This is a genomic window from Nitratireductor basaltis (assembly GCF_000733725.1).
Taxonomy (GTDB): domain Bacteria; phylum Pseudomonadota; class Alphaproteobacteria; order Rhizobiales; family Rhizobiaceae; genus Chelativorans; species Chelativorans basaltis.
In genome coordinates, this window is sequence record NZ_JMQM01000001.1 from 2034832 (window position 1) to 2051639 (window position 16808).

21 protein-coding genes are annotated in these 16808 nt (G+C 60.3%); 13 read left to right on the top strand and 8 right to left on the bottom strand.

Going from position 1 to position 16808, the window contains the following annotated elements; genetic code table 11:
• Nucleotides 1–73: 73 nt before the first annotated feature.
• The gene (locus tag EL18_RS09750; RefSeq protein WP_036482346.1) at nt 74–1036 is read right to left on the bottom strand and encodes a TAXI family TRAP transporter solute-binding subunit; all 963 of its coding nucleotides are present in this window, start codon (nt 1034–1036) and stop codon (nt 74–76) included.
• An 89-nt stretch (nt 1037–1125) separates the two neighbouring features.
• Entirely contained in the window at nt 1126–2370 is a 1245-nt protein-coding gene (locus EL18_RS09755; RefSeq protein WP_036482349.1) for a DNA recombination protein RmuC, read from the bottom strand.
• Between the two features lie 100 nt (nt 2371–2470).
• Here EL18_RS09755 and def point away from each other — a divergent pair, with 100 nt between their 5' ends.
• Genes def through truA form a run of 4 tightly spaced genes read left to right on the top strand, consistent with a single transcriptional unit; the run spans nt 2471 to nt 5210 of the window.
• Complete coding sequence (def, locus tag EL18_RS09760) at nt 2471–3001, top strand: peptide deformylase (RefSeq protein WP_036484475.1); 531 nt, start codon at nt 2471–2473, stop codon at nt 2999–3001.
• 27 nt (nt 3002–3028) lie between these two features.
• Complete coding sequence (fmt, locus tag EL18_RS09765; protein WP_036482351.1) at nt 3029–3964, top strand: methionyl-tRNA formyltransferase; 936 nt, start codon at nt 3029–3031, stop codon at nt 3962–3964.
• Nucleotides 3961–4464, top strand: coding sequence for a GNAT family N-acetyltransferase (locus EL18_RS09770; RefSeq protein ID WP_036482354.1), 504 nt, complete (start codon nt 3961–3963; stop codon nt 4462–4464). The genes fmt and EL18_RS09770 overlap by 4 nt, the downstream gene beginning before the upstream one ends.
• A gap of 2 nt (nt 4465–4466) precedes the next feature.
• The gene (truA, locus tag EL18_RS09775) at nt 4467–5210 is read left to right on the top strand and encodes a tRNA pseudouridine(38-40) synthase TruA (protein WP_036482357.1); all 744 of its coding nucleotides are present in this window, start codon (nt 4467–4469) and stop codon (nt 5208–5210) included.
• 1 nt (nt 5211) lies between these two features.
• On the opposite strand, the gene EL18_RS09780 is transcribed toward truA, so the two are convergent.
• The 4 genes from EL18_RS09780 to dapD all read right to left on the bottom strand — a co-directional run bounded on the left by EL18_RS09780 (nt 5212) and on the right by dapD (nt 8317).
• Nucleotides 5212–5796, bottom strand: a complete 585-nt coding sequence (locus EL18_RS09780) for a hypothetical protein (RefSeq protein WP_036482360.1) — start codon at nt 5794–5796, stop codon at nt 5212–5214.
• 2 nt (nt 5797–5798) lie between these two features.
• The gene (gene dapE, locus EL18_RS09785; protein ID WP_036482363.1) at nt 5799–6986 is read right to left on the bottom strand and encodes a succinyl-diaminopimelate desuccinylase; all 1188 of its coding nucleotides are present in this window, start codon (nt 6984–6986) and stop codon (nt 5799–5801) included.
• 78 nt (nt 6987–7064) lie between these two features.
• Complete coding sequence (locus EL18_RS09790; protein ID WP_036482365.1) at nt 7065–7433, bottom strand: DUF805 domain-containing protein; 369 nt, start codon at nt 7431–7433, stop codon at nt 7065–7067.
• Between the two features lie 29 nt (nt 7434–7462).
• Nucleotides 7463–8317, bottom strand: a complete 855-nt coding sequence (gene dapD / locus EL18_RS09795; protein WP_036482367.1) for a 2,3,4,5-tetrahydropyridine-2,6-dicarboxylate N-succinyltransferase — start codon at nt 8315–8317, stop codon at nt 7463–7465.
• Nucleotides 8318–8449: 132 nt separating this feature from the next.
• Between dapD and EL18_RS09800 the strand changes: the two genes are divergently transcribed.
• The 4 genes from EL18_RS09800 to EL18_RS09815 all read left to right on the top strand — a co-directional run bounded on the left by EL18_RS09800 (nt 8450) and on the right by EL18_RS09815 (nt 11127).
• Nucleotides 8450–9310 carry an LOG family protein gene (locus tag EL18_RS09800; RefSeq protein ID WP_051913981.1) on the top strand — a complete coding sequence of 287 codons (861 nt, stop codon included), beginning with the start codon at nt 8450–8452 and terminating at the stop codon, nt 9308–9310.
• Between the two features lie 63 nt (nt 9311–9373).
• Nucleotides 9374–9760: a hypothetical protein gene (locus EL18_RS09805; protein ID WP_051913982.1), complete on the top strand. Its 387-nt coding sequence runs from the start codon at nt 9374–9376 to the stop codon at nt 9758–9760.
• Nucleotides 9761–9819: 59 nt separating this feature from the next.
• On the top strand, nt 9820–10797 hold the full coding sequence (locus tag EL18_RS09810; RefSeq protein WP_036484483.1) for a DUF1775 domain-containing protein: 978 nt from the start codon (nt 9820–9822) through the stop codon (nt 10795–10797).
• A gap of 90 nt (nt 10798–10887) precedes the next feature.
• Nucleotides 10888–11127, top strand: a complete 240-nt coding sequence (locus tag EL18_RS09815; protein ID WP_036482369.1) for a hypothetical protein — start codon at nt 10888–10890, stop codon at nt 11125–11127.
• Nucleotides 11128–11162: 35 nt separating this feature from the next.
• On the opposite strand, the gene EL18_RS09820 is transcribed toward EL18_RS09815, so the two are convergent.
• On the bottom strand, nt 11163–11885 hold the full coding sequence (locus EL18_RS09820) for a pyrimidine 5'-nucleotidase (RefSeq protein ID WP_036482372.1): 723 nt from the start codon (nt 11883–11885) through the stop codon (nt 11163–11165).
• A gap of 107 nt (nt 11886–11992) precedes the next feature.
• Between EL18_RS09820 and EL18_RS09825 the strand changes: the two genes are divergently transcribed.
• Together EL18_RS09825 and EL18_RS09830 are read left to right on the top strand one after the other, a co-directional pair.
• Entirely contained in the window at nt 11993–12751 is a 759-nt protein-coding gene (locus EL18_RS09825; protein ID WP_036482375.1) for a GGDEF domain-containing protein, read from the top strand.
• A 101-nt stretch (nt 12752–12852) separates the two neighbouring features.
• The gene (locus tag EL18_RS09830) at nt 12853–13755 is read left to right on the top strand and encodes a DMT family transporter (RefSeq protein ID WP_036482378.1); all 903 of its coding nucleotides are present in this window, start codon (nt 12853–12855) and stop codon (nt 13753–13755) included.
• 2 nt (nt 13756–13757) lie between these two features.
• Here EL18_RS09830 and argB read toward each other — a convergent pair whose 3' ends face one another.
• Entirely contained in the window at nt 13758–14651 is an 894-nt protein-coding gene (gene argB / locus EL18_RS09835; protein ID WP_036482381.1) for an acetylglutamate kinase, read from the bottom strand.
• 135 nt (nt 14652–14786) lie between these two features.
• Here argB and EL18_RS09840 point away from each other — a divergent pair, with 135 nt between their 5' ends.
• The 3 genes from EL18_RS09840 to EL18_RS09850 all read left to right on the top strand — a co-directional run bounded on the left by EL18_RS09840 (nt 14787) and on the right by EL18_RS09850 (nt 16755).
• Nucleotides 14787–15326 carry a sigma-70 family RNA polymerase sigma factor gene (locus tag EL18_RS09840; protein ID WP_036482384.1) on the top strand — a complete coding sequence of 180 codons (540 nt, stop codon included), beginning with the start codon at nt 14787–14789 and terminating at the stop codon, nt 15324–15326.
• On the top strand, nt 15323–16054 hold the full coding sequence (locus EL18_RS09845) for an anti-sigma factor (protein ID WP_051913984.1): 732 nt from the start codon (nt 15323–15325) through the stop codon (nt 16052–16054). The genes EL18_RS09840 and EL18_RS09845 overlap by 4 nt, the downstream gene beginning before the upstream one ends.
• 140 nt (nt 16055–16194) lie before the next feature.
• A complete protein-coding gene (locus EL18_RS09850; RefSeq protein ID WP_036482390.1) occupies nt 16195–16755 on the top strand; it encodes a fasciclin domain-containing protein in 561 nt (186 codons plus the stop codon).
• Nucleotides 16756–16808: the final 53 nt, after the last annotated feature.

Genomic DNA, 16808 nt, shown 5'->3' on the forward strand with positions numbered 1-16808 from the left:
TTTGTCTGAAAGGCGGGAAAACAGGAGTTCAGCCGCCGCACCCTGAAATCAGGTGCGGCGGCAGGTGGCGGTGTTACTTCTGAGCTTCGCCCAGTTCCACGCCTGCTTCTTCATAGTAGCGTACGGCACCGGGATGCAGCTTGCCGGTGATGTTGGCCATCAGCGCCGTGTCCACACCGTTCCACCAGGGTGCATTGCCGCCCATGGCTTCCTTCTGCTCCCAGAAGGTCGTGGTGAGCTGATAGGCCGTGTCGTCATCCATGGCTGTTGTGGTGTAAGCCACGACTGGCAGGGAAGTGGTGACGATGTCTTCATCCTGACCGGTATAGGTACCGGCGGGGATCGTGATCTTCGTGCGCTTGGTCTCTGCGATCTGCTCTTCAGTCAGTGAGAGCACATCAACGCCAACGCTGGCTGCAGCCTCGATCACATTCGGCGCGGGCCAGGAGCCGGCGGTGACGAAAGCATCGATCTGCCCGTTCTTGAGGGCGGCCACCGCATTGGAAAGCTCCGCATCGGCGATCTCGACCTGATCCTTGATGCCAAAGAGTTCGAGATATTTCTCGCCTTCGCTCGCACCGAAGGAGCCCTTGCCGAGCAGAACCGTCTTGCCGGCCAAATCCTCGATCTTGCTGGCCCCGGCACTCTCGGCGACCACGAAATGCATCGTCAGTGACGGGATCGGGAAGAGCGCGCGGATTTCTGCAAACTTGTCGCTGCCCTTGCCCTCGAAGGGACCGGACGCATTCTGTGCGGCACCCACCAATGCCGGTGGGGTCGTGAAGACATAGTCTGCGCCACGCGCGCGCACTTCCATGACGTTCTGGACCGAGCCCTGGCTTTCCTCGACGGTCACACTGAACTCGCCATCGGTGCCCTTCTTCAGGGCTTCCGCGATCTCGACAGCCATCTGGTAATAGGAGGAACCGGCCTTGGCCGACTTGTAGGTGATGCGGGTTTCGGCGCTTGCGCCGGTGAGCGTCACTGCAGCGAAAGCTGCGGCGGCACATGCCGTTTTCGAGATACGCTTGAACATATTCTTTCCTCCCGATGAACTTCCACGAAATGAAGTGTCTCATTGGCAGGAAAAGCGATTGTGTTTCAACTCACTTTGCCGCGAAGCGGCTATTCATCCACCACCCGAAGGCGCAGTGAACCCTGCCCTGGCGGGGAGAGACGATTTTCGGTGGGCGCGCTCTGCGTCTTCGCGGCTTCCGCCGGCCCGAGCTCCAGGGCCTCGATCTTCTCGCCGCGCTTGGTGATCTTGTCGGTGGAAGTGAGGATCTGGTCGATGTCGCGGCTGGCCTGTCCGAAATGGTTCTGCAGCTTGCGCACCCGGTCATCAAGCCGCGTCACATCCTGCATCAGCTTGACCACCTCGGCCTGGATCAGATGTGCCTGCTCGCGCATGCGCGCGTCTTTCAGCACGGCCTGGATCACCTGTATCGACAGCATCAGGAGAGACGGCGAGACAATGACAACACGGGCGCGGTGGGCCTTCTGCACCAGCGACTCGAAATTCTCATGGATCTCGGCGAAGATCGATTCTGAGGGCACGAACATGAAGGCCGTGTCCTGCGTCTCTCCCGGCAGCAGATATTTCTCCGAGATCGCCTTGATGTGCACTTCCAGATCGCGGCGGAAACTCTGCTCGGCGACGCGTTTCGCATCGGGTCCGCTCTCTCCCTCGGAAGCCGCGCGGATGGCGTTCCAGCTTTCCAGCGGGAACTTCGCGTCGATGACCAGTGACGGGGCATCGTTCGGCATCTTCACCAGACAGTCGGGCCGCGTATTGTTCGAGAGCGTCGCCTGAAACTCATAGGCGCCATGGGGCAGACCATCGGCGATGATGGCTTCCATGCGCGACTGGCCAAAGGCACCGCGTGTCTGCTTGTTGGACAGGATGTTTTGAAGCTGCACCACCTGACCGGCAAGCGACTGGATGTTGTTCTGGGCCGTGTCGATGACGGCCAGACGCTCCTGCAACTTTGCCAGGTTCTCGTGCGTGGATTTGGTCTGCTCGGTGATCGAGTGACCCAACCGTGTCGTCATGCCGTCCATACGTTCCGAAAGCGCCTTGGTCAGCTCGGCCTGTCTGGAGCCGAAAACTTCCGCGATGGTGCCAATGCGCCCCTGCAGCTCGGTCTGCGCGCGGGTGAGTTCGGCCATGCGCTGTTCGGCCTCGCGCGCCCGCTGCGCGGCTTCGGCGGCCGCCACCGCACGCGCGCGTGCTGAACGCCACAAAAGCACCATCAGGAAGACGAAGAGCGCAAGCAGCATGAGCCCCGCGCCCGCCACCAGCTGGCCGAGCGTGAAGGTGGAGGAACCGAACTGCGCTACGGGCGCATTGATGATCTGAGCAATGTCCATTCAGGCAGCTTATGCGATTCGTGACAACCACATAAGACCAAAAGGTGAACAAGCCCGCATCCTTGTTGACGGGCAAGCGCCGAGCCATTACCTGACGCGCATGACAATTCGACCGCTCGTAATTCTGCCCGACCCCATCCTGCGCGAGGTTTCCAAACCTGTTGAACGCGTGGATGACGAGGTGCGCAAATTCGCCGACGACATGCTGGCCACCATGTATGATGCGCCGGGCATCGGCCTTGCCGCCATCCAGGTGGGCGAGCCGCGCCGCATGCTTGTTCTTGATGTGGCCGAGAAGGACGAGGAGCCCGCGCCGCGCATCATCATCAATCCGGAGATCCTCGAGCGCTCGGACGCGATGAATGTGCATGAGGAAGGCTGCCTGTCCATTCCCGATTACTATGCGGAAGTGGAGCGCCCCGCCGAAGTGACCGTGCGCTATGTCGACGAGCAGGGTCGCGAGCAGACACTGAAAGCCGATGGTCTTCTTGCCACCTGCCTGCAGCACGAGATCGACCATCTCAATGGCGTGCTCTTCATCGACTATCTGTCGAAGCTGAAGCGCGACATGGTGGTGCGCAAATTCAAGAAACTCGCCAAGGACCGTCCGCCAAGCCGCATGGTGGGCTGACCAACCGTCTGACGGGAGCAGCCGCCAATGGGCCTTCGCCTCATATTCATGGGTACGCCGGAGTTTTCCGTCGCCACGCTGGATGCGCTGGTGGAGGCCGGGCACAATATCGTCGCGGTCTACACACAGCCGCCGCGCCCTGCGGGCCGCCGAGGGCTGGAGCTTACCCCCTCGCCCGTGCACAAGCGTGCCGAAGCGCTTGGCATCGAAGTGCGCACGCCGAAGAGCCTGAAAAGCGAGGAAGAACAGCACGCCTTTCGTGATCTGAAGGCCGACGCCGCGGTTGTTGTTGCCTATGGGCTTCTTCTGCCGAAAGCCATTCTCGAAGGCACGCGCCTTGGTGCCTATAACGGTCATGCCTCACTCCTGCCCCGCTGGCGCGGTGCCGCTCCGATCCAGCGCGCCATCATGGCCGGAGACGGCGAGACCGGGATGATGATCATGCGCATGGATGAAGGGCTTGATACCGGCCCTGTCGCCATGACCGAGAGGGTCGAGATCAAGCCGAACATGACGGCCGGTGAACTTCATGACCGCCTTCGCGATGTGGGCGCAGCACTCATGGTGCGTGCGATGGCAGCACTTGAGGACGGAGTGCTTGAACTCAGCCCTCAGTCCGACGAGGGCGTGACCTATGCGAAGAAGATCGACAAGCAGGAGACGCGCATCGACTGGTCGAGGCCTGCACAGGAAGTGCACGACCATATCCGCGGGCTTTCGCCCTTTCCCGGCGCCTGGTGCGAGATGCCGCTTGGCGGCAAGCTGGAGCGCGTCAAGGTACTGGAAAGCCGTGTGACTAATGCTTCGGCACCGGCTGGCACCTGGCTTGGCGGTGGCCTCGTGATCGCCTGCGGGACAGGTGCCGTGGAACTGACGGAAGTCCAGCGGGCGGGCGCAAAGCGCGCTTCGGCGGAGGATTTCCTGCGCGGCGCAAAGCTTGAAGACGGAGCCATCCTGCCATGAGTGCCGTCATTCTTCGTGCAGTCGAGGCTACCGACCATGAGGCCGTGGACGCGCTTCTGCGTCGTGCCTTCGAAGGCGGTGCGGAAGCAGAGCTGACGAACAGGCTGCGTCAGGACAGTGACGTCGTTCTTGAGCTCGTCGCCGAACGCGACGGCACGGTGCGCGGGCACATCCTCTTCTCCCGCCTGAAGGTGGAGGCGACCGACGGGACGCATTTCGCGGTGGCACTGGCGCCAGTCGCGGTAGACCCGGATCATCAGCGCGAGGGCATCGGTGCCGCGCTCATCGAGGAAGCTCATCTGCGGCTTGAACGGGATCGCGAGTGCCTCAGCGTGGTTCTGGGCGATCCAGCCTATTACGGGCGTTTCGGTTATTCGCACGAGCGAGCAGCCGGTTTCGATAGCGATTATCAGTGCGAGGCTCTTCAGGCGCGAGCTTCGGGTGAAGCGCCGCTTGCCGGACGCCTGATCTATCCGCGCGCATTCCGGGGTCTTGGCTGAGCATGGCGCGCTATCGCATTGACGTGGAGTATGACGGGACGCCCTATTCCGGCTGGCAGCGGCAGGCGAACCAGCACACGGTGCAGGCAGCCATCGAGCAGGCCATCCGGAAATTCTGCGGCGAGGAAATAACGCTCAAGGCTGCCGGGCGGACCGATGCTGGCGTGCATGCGACAGGCCAGGTCTCGCATTTCGATCTTTCAAAGGATTGGGCGGCGAACACGGTCGGCAATGCCATCAATGCGCATCTGGCACTGGCTGACGAGCGTGTCGCGATTCTCAATTGTACTCAGGTTGGTGAGGAATTCGACTCGCGCTTTTCGGCCAAGGCGCGGCACTATCTCTACCGCATCATAAACAGGCGCGCGCCCATAGCCATCGAGCGCGGACGGGCCTGGCACATATCGCGTGCGCTTGATGTGGATGCCATGCATGAGGCCTCGCAGCGGCTTCTCGGCACCCATGATTTCACCACCTTCCGGGCGGCCCAATGCCAGGCGAAAAGCCCCGTCAAGACGCTCGACCGGCTGGATGTCTCGCGGGATGGAGTCGTCATTGAAGTTCGCGCTTCCGCGCGCTCCTTCCTGCACAATCAGGTGCGCTCGCTCGTGGGTTCGCTTGTAAAAGTGGGGGACGGAAGCTGGAACGCGGATGATCTGGTGGCCGCGCTCGAAGCGAAGAAGCGTTCGGCCTGCGGTCCCGTGGCACCGGCCGACGGGCTCTATCTCATCCAGGTCGACTACTAGGTCAGTAGTCGGGCACGAGCCCCAACATCTCCTGCAGCCAGATCAACAGCGTGATGGCGCCCATCAGCATGGCGAAAAAGAACGCGGTGCCAATTGCGGCACCCCGGTCGATGACCACGACTGTCATGCGCCAGGAGAAGAACAGGCTCAGGAAGAAAACGAAGATGGAAACCATCTCGGCAAGCCCGGCCTCGGGCATCATCAGCCGCATGAGGACGGCTGGCAGCATCGCCCAGGCAAAGATTACCGAGGCCCAGTTGGATGCGACGACATAGGGCACGAAACGCTGCGCCAACCCGATATGGCGAGCCAGAAGCGCCAGAATCACCAGCGGCAGGAGCCAGGCCCCCATTTCTGCGAGAAACAGGCGAAAGACCAGCGCAGGGCGTTCGCCGTAACCGGTGGCGGCCAGTTCGCCGGCATAGGACACCCAGCCAAGTGCGAGCGGCGGGAGTGCCAGCAGGATCGCGCGGAAGGAGTTCCAGAAGCCGTCTGCGGTGATATCCAGCAGCTTCAGCCCGTCTGCGCGGCCCGTCATCAATCGCCAGACACCGGCAAGCGAGTGCTGAACATCACCAGCCGGCATCGTCAGCCGAACCAGTCCTGAATGAAACGCTCATAGATCTGCGTGAGCGTCTCCAGGTCCGATACCGGCACGCGCTCATCCACCATATGCATGGTCTGGCCTACAAGACCGAACTCGACCACCGGGCAGTAATCCTTGATGAAGCGTGCATCGGATGTGCCACCTGAAGTGGAAAGCTTCGGGCGTTCGCCCGTGACCGCCTCGACGGAAGCCGAAAGCGTTTCGATCAGCTTTTCGTCGCGGGTGAGGAAAACCGGGCTGACCCGGCCTATCCATTCGATGTCATACTCAACCGGCGCTTCCAACCCGCGCGCGGCACAATCGTGTTCGGCGGCCTCGTCGAGGCGGTTGTGGATCTCTTCCTGCAAGCTTTCCGCCGTCCATGTATCGTTGAAGCGGATATTGAAGGCGAGGCTTGCCTTGCCCGGTATGACATTCACCGCCGGATTGCCGACATCCACCGTCGTGATCTCAAGATTGGAGGGCTGAAATTCGTCGGTGCCCTGATCGAAGATATTAGCAATAAGCCCCTGCCCCAGTGCCATGATGCCGGGGACGGGATTGTCTGCCAGATGCGGATAGGCAACATGGCCCTGACGACCGGTCACCGTGACCCGTCCAGACATGGAGCCACGGCGACCGATCTTGATCATGTCGCCGAGCTTTTCTGGATTGGTGGGTTCACCCACAATGGCCGCGTCCCAGCTTTCGCCGCGTTCGCGTGCCCATTCCAGAAGCTTCACGGTACCGTTGATCGCCGGGCCTTCCTCGTCGCCGGTAATCAGCAGCGACGCGCGGCCCTTGAGCGGACCATTCTTCTCGACATGTCGGGCAAGGGCTGCCACGAAGCAGGCGATGCCGCCCTTCATGTCGACCGCGCCGCGGCCATACATCACGCCATCTGCTATTTCTGCGGCAAAGGGCGGGTATTTCCACTGGTCCGGATCGCCGACCGGCACAACGTCCGTATGCCCGGCAAACATGAGGTGCGGGCCGTCCTCTCCGATTGTAGCGTAGAGATTGGCGATATCCGGCGTGTTGTCGTCGCTGAAGACGGGCTTTTCGCTTTTGGCGCCAAGGGGCTCCAGCATCCGGGCGAGCGTGTCCAGCGCACCGGCATCTTCGGGCGTGACCGAAGGGCAACGGATGAGGTCTGCGAGGTTCTTTGCGGGATCGGTTGGAAGTGTCATGGAACAAGCCATATTCCAAAGCCCGCGCGCTGTCACCACGCGCAAGCCACCTGCAGCAATGCGTGACTAACGACTGGCTCAGGCAGGCGCGTTTGTGCGTGTGCCATAGCGGTTCGCACCTTCATCGCCCGGCCAGAAGCACAAGGCGATGAAGGCGATGATCGACACCATCGGAATGAACAGCGCGACTGTGAAGATGCCCGGCTTTCCGAAGTCGTGCAGGCGCTTCACGCCCAGTGCCACGGACGACCAGACCGACAGGAAGAACAGGGCCCAGAAGAGCATCGCCCAGATATTGGTTGCCCCGCCCGCCTGCTCGGCCACCGTGAAACGGTAGAGCGCGAAGGCCTGGAAGACCGCCCAGAGCAGACCGGCGAGGAAAAACGCCATGCGGCTGATCCGGCCGGAAAAGCCGAAGAAAAGCCAAGTCAGGTCATTTCTGCCCATGGGTTCTTCCTCTTGTGGTCGGTTGAAGATCAGTCGCGCAGGAGCTCGTTGATCGAAGTCTTGGAACGGGTCTTCTCGTCGACGCGCTTGACGATAACGGCGCAGTAGAGGCTCGGGCCAGGCTCACCATTGCCCATCGGCTTGCCGGGCATGGTACCGGCAACGACGACCGAGTAGGGTGGCACCTCACCATAGAAGATTTCGCCGGTAGTGCGATCGACGATCTTGGTAGACTTGCCGATATAGACGCCCATACCAAGGACTGCACCTTCGCGGATGATGCAGCCTTCAACCACTTCCGAGCGTGCACCGATGAAGCAGTGGTCCTCGATGATGGTCGGACCGGCCTGCATCGGCTCCAGAACACCGCCAATACCGACACCACCGGACAGATGCACATTCTCACCGATCTGCGCACAGGAGCCGACGGTAGCCCAGGTATCGACCATGGTGCCCTTGCCGACATAGGCGCCGAGATTGACGAAGGAGGGCATCAGAACAACGCCGGGTGCAATATAGGCCGAGCGGCGAACCACGCAGTTGGGAACGGCGCGGAAACCTGCATCCTGAAACGCATTGGCATCCCAGCCATCGAACTTGGAGGGCACCTTGTCCCACCAGGTGCTGTCGCCGGGGCCGCCCTTGATGACTTCCATCGGATTGAGGCGGAAGGACAGGAGCACGGCTTTCTTCAGCCACTGATTGACCTTCCAGTCACCATTGTCCTGACGTTCGGCAACGCGTGCCTTGCCAGAGTCGAGCAGCAGAAGCGACTCTTCAACGGCGTCGCGGATCTCGCCGCGGGTATCCGTGCTGATACCGTCGCGCGCCTCGAAGGCGTCTTCGATGATCTTTTCGAGTGCGGCGACATCTGTGCTCGGCATACTTGCGGCTCCATTTAACAAGCTGATAAGGGCTCGGGCCATAGTCTTTTAAACGACACCCGAAGGCCGCGCGGAAACTATGCGAAGCATTGATGGGGGTCAATCACAGGATGCGCGACGGGGCCGCGCCAAATGCCGGAGATCGACGATTTGACCGACCGCGAAGACAATAATGGCTGGACGCCGCTTCCTCATTCCGATGAAGACCTGAAGCGCGCGCGAAGCGTGCCCGACACCCCGCAGACGCGCTCCGACACCTATCGCCTTGCCTGGGATGACGAAGACTTCATGACCCAGCGCGAGCTGCGCCCCGTGCGCCTGCAGCTCGAATTGCTCAAGCCGGAGATGGTTCTGGCCGAGCGTGGTATCCGCTCAACCGTCATCCTGTTCGGCGGCGCGCGCCTGCCCGAACCGGGCGGCGATGCATGGGCTGCGAAGAACGAGGTCCAGAAGGAAAACCTCACAAAGCTCAGCCGCTATTATGATGAGGCACGCAATTTTGCCCGCCTCTGCTCGGAACAGTCGGCGAAGTCCTATTACCGTGAATATGTGGTGGTCACCGGTGGTGGCCCCGGCGTTATGGAAGCCGGCAATCGCGGTGCGTCTGATTGCGGCGCGCCCTCCATCGGCCTCAACATCGTGCTGCCGCATGAGCAGGCGCCAAACCTTTATGTCACGCCGGAGCTCTGCTTCAACTTCCACTATTTCGCAATCCGCAAGATGCATTTCATGATGCGGGCGAAAGCCGTGGCGGTTTTTCCCGGCGGCTTCGGCACGATGGACGAGCTTTTCGAGACGCTCACCCTCATCCAGACCGGTCGCATGGAACGTGTTCCCGTGCTGCTCTTCGGAAAGGCCTTCTGGGAAGGTGCCATCGATATCGGCTTCCTGGCCGAACAAGGCACCATCTCGCCTGAAGACGACAAGCTGATAACCTTTGTCGACACGGCCGAAGAGGCCTGGAACGCGATTGCGACGTTCTATGAGCTTTGAATTGAGCGGGTGCGTCATTCTAAACCGTCGCGCCCCAAAACGGTTCAGGCTAGAAGCAGTCCCATGAAGACCCGGGCAGAAGCGCAAAGCTGGTTCGCACAGCTTCGAAGCGACCGCGCTTTGTTCGCGGTGGTGGGGCTTTTTGCGCTTTTTCTCTCGGCGCTGCAGCCAGCGGTCGCGGCGGCCAACGAGCCCTATCGCGACCTCATGGTCATCTGCCACCCGCTGGGTGATGTCGGTCCGCTTTCCCAGGAACAGGAACCAGACTGTCCGCTTTGCCCCACGGGTCATTTGTGCGGCAACTCGCTGGTCGCCATTGATCGGCAGGAACTGCCGGGTGCTACTATCAGACAGTCGGCGACGAAATCTCTCTTCGCCGAGGCAACAGCGCCGCAATCGCGATATCAGGCAACACCTCCGCCGATCAGAGGGCCCCCTTTCCTTTCGTGATGCTCATGCAGCCTGAGGGCTGTCGATATCCTCTGACATCATCACGAAAGGGCATTTTGATGCACCGTAAACTTATCGCCGCAGCCGCGGCCTGCACCACCGCGTTCATCGCTACCACCTCTGCCTTCGCTCACGTTTCGCTCGTCGAGCGGGAAGCTGCTCCCGGCAGTTTCAAAGCCGTTCTTGCCATTCCGCACGGTTGCGAGGGCGAAGCGACCAACAGCGTCGAAGTCCGTATCCCGGAAGGTTTCGTGAGCGTGAAGCCGATGCCGAATGCCGGCTGGACGATCAGCATACAGACGGGCGATTACGACCAGACCTACACGGTCCATGGGCGCGAGGTGTCGTCAGGCGTAAAGGTCGTCAAATGGGAAGGTGGTGCACTTGAAAATGCGCATTACGACGAGTTTGTCCTGAGAGGTATCGTTGCCGGTGAACCCGGCACGGTCCTGTATTTCGACACGATCCAGCATTGCGCTTCCGGCACGGAAGAATGGGTGGAGCATCCGGCAGAGGGTCAGGACCCGCATGAGCTGGAAGGTCCAGCACCATCACTGACCATCGTCGCGGGCAATGACAGCCATGCTCATCACGGGCACGGTGCGCCTGGTGCTGAAGCCGGGCTTTTGGCGGGCTCCATCAGCATCGAGGAGCCGTGGGCGCGCGCAATGTTGCCGGGCCAGCCTGCCGGTGGTGCATGGATCAACCTGACAAATATCGGCGAGGAGGATGATCGCCTGATCTCCCTGTCTTCGCCTGTAGCCGAGAAGGTCGAGGTGCATATGATGGAAGTCGTCGAGGATGTGATGACCATGCGCCCGCTAGAAGAAGCGCTTGTGGTGCCTGCGGGCGAAACCATCACCATGCATCCCGGCGGTTTGCATCTGATGTTCATGCAGGTCACCGAGCCCTTCAAGGAAGGCGAGAGTGTTCCGCTCACGCTCGAATTCGAAAAGGCGGGCAAGGTTGAGCTGGAACTGCCGGTGAAGCCTGCAAATCACGGTCGCGGATCCGGTGGCCACGACCACAAGCACTGACAAACAAATCCGGTCGGGTGCCCTGCCCCGGCCGGAACGCTTGTGCCGTGGGCGCGTTCTTGCTCCATCCCCCGACAATGGAGTTGCACCATGGCCAACAGCACACCAGACGACGACATGATGGAAAGCCAGCAGTCCAAGGATCTCGGCCACGCCACCAAGTCCCAGCCCGATAAGGCAAAGGACGCCGAGAAGGAGACTGATCTGAACCAGATAGAGGACGACGCACGCGCAAATCGCGGCATCGGCTCCGAGACGATCGGAGAACGCGACAGCGAGACGCGGAAAAACCTGGAAGAAGCGGCTGCGAAGAACGACCGCAACCATTGAGGTCTCTTCGCAAACAAGAGCTACTACAGAATGTGTCAGGACGCGGTTTTTGCCGCGTCCTTTTTCATGATGGACTGCAGGAAGTCGGTCAGGTTGTCGGTGACGAAGTCGACATCATCCTTCTCGTCGGGATCGGATTCCCATATCTCGGAAAAGTCGGGCTCGAAATTGCGCGGTACAATCAGCACCGTGGTCATTCCAAGCTTCTTGGGCACACGCAGGTTGCGCGCGAGATCCTCGAACATGACGGCGTTGGGTCCGGCGACCTCGTGCAATTCGACAAAGCGGTCATAGGTCTTCTGCGCCGGTTTGGGGGTCAGATCCGCTGCAACGATGTCGAAGATGTCCTCGAAATGGTCGAGAATGCCAAGTTGTGCTGCCGTTCTTTCCGCATGTCCCCGGTCACCATTGGTGAAAATGAACTTGCGGCCGGGCAGCGCCTTGATCGCCTCACTTAAATCCGGATCGGGCTTCAGCCATGAGTAGTCGATGTCGTGGACGACGCGCAGGAAATCGTCAGGATCGACATTGAAGCGTTCGATCAGGCCGTTCAGCGTGGTGCCGTGGTCCCGGTACAGATCCTTCTGAAGCTTGCGCGCCTCGTCGGGCGGCATGTTCAGAAGCTCTGCCACATAGGCCGTCATCTTCTTGTCGATCTGCGAGAAGAGATTGCTGTGGTGTGGATAAAGTGTGTTGTCGAGGTCAAATACCCAGTCTGTGACATGGGCAAAGCGGGCTGGATCGGGGCGATTTGTCATGGTCGAACATATGGCAGTTTGCCGCTGATGTTTCAATTTTTACCGAAGCCGTAAAGGATACTGCAAAAACAGTATGCGAGGCTGCCTGTTCATTACGGGGAGCGGCAATGAAGCAGGTTTGGCTACAGTCGATAGCTGTGACGCTGATGGCGGTCATAGGATCGCTGCTGGTGTGCTGGGGCGTATTGGTGTTCGAGGGCAAGCCCCTCGACGGCGAAGTCGTACTTCTGAGCATGTTGAGCCCGGTGCTTCTCGGCTTTCCGATTGTCTTTTTCCTCCTGTACCAGAAGCGCAAGGTGCGCCTTGCGCATCTGGAGTTGAGCGCTGCACATGACGAGCTGGCTGCTGTTCATCGCCGGCTGGCAGAAAAGGCGCGGCGTGATGACCTGACGGGCCTGCTGAACCGCGGCGCCTTTGTCTCGGCGATCGATGCCACGCGCGGTCACAAGTCACGCGGTTGCCTGCTTGTCGTCGACGCCGACAATTTCAAGCAGATCAACGACAGCTTCGGTCACCTGGCGGGAGACGAAGCGCTGCGCCGCATATCGGCTGCAATACGTGAGAATGTGCGTCGCTCGGATTTCCAGGGTCGGCTGGGCGGAGAGGAATTCGGCATTTTCCTGTGCGGGGCCGATCTGGCGAATGCCTATATCATCGCCGAGCGCCTGCGTCAGGCAGTTGAAGCCATTGCCTTCGCTCCGCAGGGCAGGGAAATATTGCGGATGACGGTCAGCATCGGCATTGCCGATGCTCCCGCACCGGCAACATTCCCGGAGATCATGGCGAAGGCTGACAAGCGGCTCTATGAAGCCAAGGAGCGCGGACGCAACCGCGTTGTCATGTCTGCCGAACGTGACGCCGCCTGACAAATGAGAAAGAGCTGTACCGGTTTTCCCGCGTGCGGCTTGCATCATCTGGTGTCGGCATGATCTAGCCTTGGCTGATTTCATCAACCGGCCGGCATTTCATGGAACTCTGGATTCCCATCACCATAGGCGCCGCCTTCCTGCAGAATCTGCGCTCCGTTGGCCAGAAGCATCTCAAGGGCGTGATGGGATCGACAGGGGCCACCTTTGTGCGCTTTGGCTTCGGCCTGCCCTTTGCCGCCTTGTTCGTGGCGGTATTGCACCAGCTTTTCGCATTGCCGCTGCCGCGACTGAACAGCGGTTTCGCACTCTGGGTGGTCGTGGGTGGTCTCTCGCAGATCGGGGCCCAGTTCCTGCTTGTCTACCTGTTCTCGTTCCGCAATTTTGCGGTGGGCACCGCCTATTCACGTACCGAGCCGGCACAGGCGGCCTTGTTCGGGCTGATCTTTCTGGGCGAGCTTGCAAGCCTTGGCGCTTTCGCCGCCATCGCGATCACGGTGATCGGCGTGATGCTCATCTCCGTTGCGCATGTTCCCATGAACTGGCGAAATCTCGGGGCCTCGGTCGTCAGCCGCACCGCCCTTATCGGCCTGGCTTCGGGTACGCTTTTCGGCATTGCAGCCGTCGCCTATCGCGCAGCCTCGCTTTCCCTTGGCGGCCCGACTTTCATGATGCAGGCGGCAACCACGCTGCTCTCAACCATCACCTTTCAGACCATCGTCATGCTCGCCTGGATGCTGTGGAAGGATCGCGGGGAACTTACCCGTATCAGGCAGGCCTGGAAGCCATCACTGTTCGTCGGCTTCGTGGGAGCCACCGCCTCGCTTGGCTGGTTTGCCGCAATGACGCTTCAGCAGGCTGCGGTAGTCAAGGCGCTGGCGCAGGTGGAGATGATCTTCACCTTTGCGGCTACCGTGTTCTTTTTTCGCGAACGGATAAACAGGACGGAAATCGCCGGCTGCGCGCTGATCGTCGCCGGCATTCTCCTGCTTGTCCTGATTTAAGCTTACGGCACGATAAGCGTGCCGGCACCATGCTCGGTGAACAGCTCAAGCAACACGGCATGAGCCGTCTTGCCGTTGAGGATGACAACACCTTCCACACCGCGTTCGATGGCCTCGATGCAGGTCTCGACCTTGGGGATCATGCCGCCGGAGATCGTGCCGTCCTTGATGAGGGCACGGGCCTCGGCCACCGTCAATTCGTCGATCAGGTTCTTGTCCTTGTCGAGAACGCCTGGAACGTCGGTCAGGAACAGAAGGCGCGATGCCTGGACCGCGCCGGCGATTGCTCCGGCAAATGTGTCGGCATTGATGTTGTAGGTATGGCCATCACGCCCGGGTGCGACAGGTGCGATCACCGGGATCATTTCCGAGCGCGCCAGAAGATCAAGCAGTGTGCGGTCGACCTCCACCGGCTCGCCGACGAAACCGAGGTCAAGCACGCGTTCAATATTGGAATCGGGATCGGTGACTGTCTTGCGCGCTTTTTCGGCGAAGACCATGTTGCCGTCCTTGCCGCAAAGGCCAATGGCCCACTCGCCCTCGGAGTTGATGAGCGCGACGATCTCCTTGTTGATCGAACCGGCCAGCACCATCTCCACGATTTCGACGGTGGAGCGGTCGGTCACGCGCAGACCGTTCTCGAATTTGGACTCGATGCCCATTTTCTGGAGCATCTTGCCGATCTGCGGGCCACCGCCATGGACAACGATCGGATTGACGCCGGACTGCTTCAAAAGCGCGATGTCGCGGGCAAAGGCACGGCCAAGTTCGGCGTCACCCATGGCATGGCCGCCATATTTCAGCACCACGGTCTTGTTCTCGTAGCGCTGCATGAAAGGAAGGGCTGCTGAAAGAATTCGGGCCTGTGCCTCTGCTGTGCCCGTGGTTTCCGACATGCTGCGCTCCCTCTTGGCCTCTGGCGAAATCGCCACGTCTCATATCCTATTCCCGCGCGGTGGCAAATGGCGCATTCGCATTCATCTTGCGTGCCAGCATTGCCAAAAGCAGGAAAGCTTCTATCTTTGCCGCTCATGGGGCCAGAAGAGATCACGAAACTGCTTGCCAGAACCGCGCTGCGAGACCGCAATGCGTTTGATCGGCTCTATCGCCTGACCAGTGCGAAACTTTTCGGCGTCTGCCTGCGTGTCTTGAAAGACAGGGCAGAGGCGGAAGAGGCATTGCAGGAAATCTATATCAAGATTTGGCACAAGGCAGACCGGTTCACGGCCAATGATCTGAGCCCGATCACCTGGCTTGTCGCGGTGGCACGCAACCACTGCATCGACCGCCTGCGCGCCAGGAAGAAGGGCAATCGCCCGCTTGATGAAGCTGCCGAGATTGCCGATGCCGCTCCGGGTCCCGAAGCCCAGGTAGCTGCGAGCGGCGAACGCCGCCGCATCGATGGTTGCCTGAATGAGCTTGAGGCGGAACGTGCATTGGCTGTACGTGGTGCTTATCTTGACGGCGAGACCTACGCGGAACTTGCGGAGCGCTTCTCCGTGCCGCTCAACACGATGAGAACCTGGCTGCGGCGCAGCCTGTTGAAACTGAAGGACTGTCTGGAAGCATGAGCGAGCAGGACAACATGCCGGAGCACGAAGGTGGTGACGATCTCGTCGCCGCCGAATTCGTGCTTGGCGCGTTGGACAATGACGAGCGTGCATCCATCTCGCGACGGATCGAACAGGATCCGGAATTTGCGCGCCTCGTCGATGACTGGGAAGAAAGGCTTGAAGGCCTTGGCAGCGAGTTCAAGCCGGTGGAACCACCGGCACAGATCGCAGCCTCGATCAGGCGCCGGCTGTTCGACGAGAATGCATCCTACGAAGGGAACGCACCCGGTAAGGGCTGGTTTTCCCGCCTATGGAACAATGCTTCCGCATGGCGTGCCCTGGCAGCTGCCGCTGTGCTGGCATTTGCCGGTCTGTCTTTCTACAATCTGGCACCACGCCCGGCGGCCGAGGAGGCGCGCTATGTGTCGTCGCTGGCGCCCACCGAAAGCGATGTCCATTACTTTGTTGTCTATGACGCGCGCGACGGCAATGTGCGGCTTTCCCATGTCACCGGTGCGCGTCCCGAGGGACGTGACTTCGAACTTTGGGTCATTGAAGACGGCACGCCGCGTTCGCTCGGTGTCATTCCTGAAGGCCAGCGCGTGCGCATGGCCGTTGCCGATCGGTCGGCGAGCGAGCTCAAGGGTGACGCGATCTTTGCGATCACCACGGAGCCGCAGGGCGGTTCGCCCAGTGGCGCACCAACGGGCCCGGTTGTCGCGCAGGGCGACATCAACGCCATCTGATTTTTTTTCCAAGCAAAATCAGATGCTTGTAAATTAATTTCGCGTATCGACCATTATTTCTGAAACTCTTTGTTGCAGGCTCTCGTGGCTACCCCTGCCTTCCAGAGAGGAAGGAACAGATCAATCAGGGAGTACACGACATGAACAAGTTCACTTCTTCCATGCTCGCCGGCGCTGTTGCCATTGCCGCACTTACCGGTGCAAGCGTTGCTGCAGACAATCCGATGGTTGGTGGTGCAGAGATGTATGCCGACAAGAATATCGTTGAAAATGCCGTCAACTCGCAGGATCACACGACGCTCGTTGCTGCAGTAAAAGCTGCCGGTCTCGTCGAGACGCTTTCCGGCGAAGGCCCGTTCACCGTCTTTGCTCCGACCAATGCCGCTTTCGAAGCTCTGCCAGAGGGCACGGTCGAGACGCTCCTGAAGCCCGAGAACAAGGATCAGCTTACCAAGATCCTGACCTGCCACGTTGTCGGTACCGAAGCCATGTCCGACGCGATCGGCAAGATGATCGCGGATGACAATGGCGACCACCCGGTCACCACGCTGGGCGGCTGCGAGCTGTCTGCGAAGATGGACGGCGACAACATCACGCTGACCGATGAGAACGGCAATGTTGCAACCGTGACCATCGCCGATGTCGACCAGTCCAATGGCGTAATCCACGTGATCGACGCCGTGCTTCTGCCGAAGCAGTAAGTCATCAAGCGCGCCGTGATGGGCTGTTCCCCAGTTCCCTCACAAGGTCCATC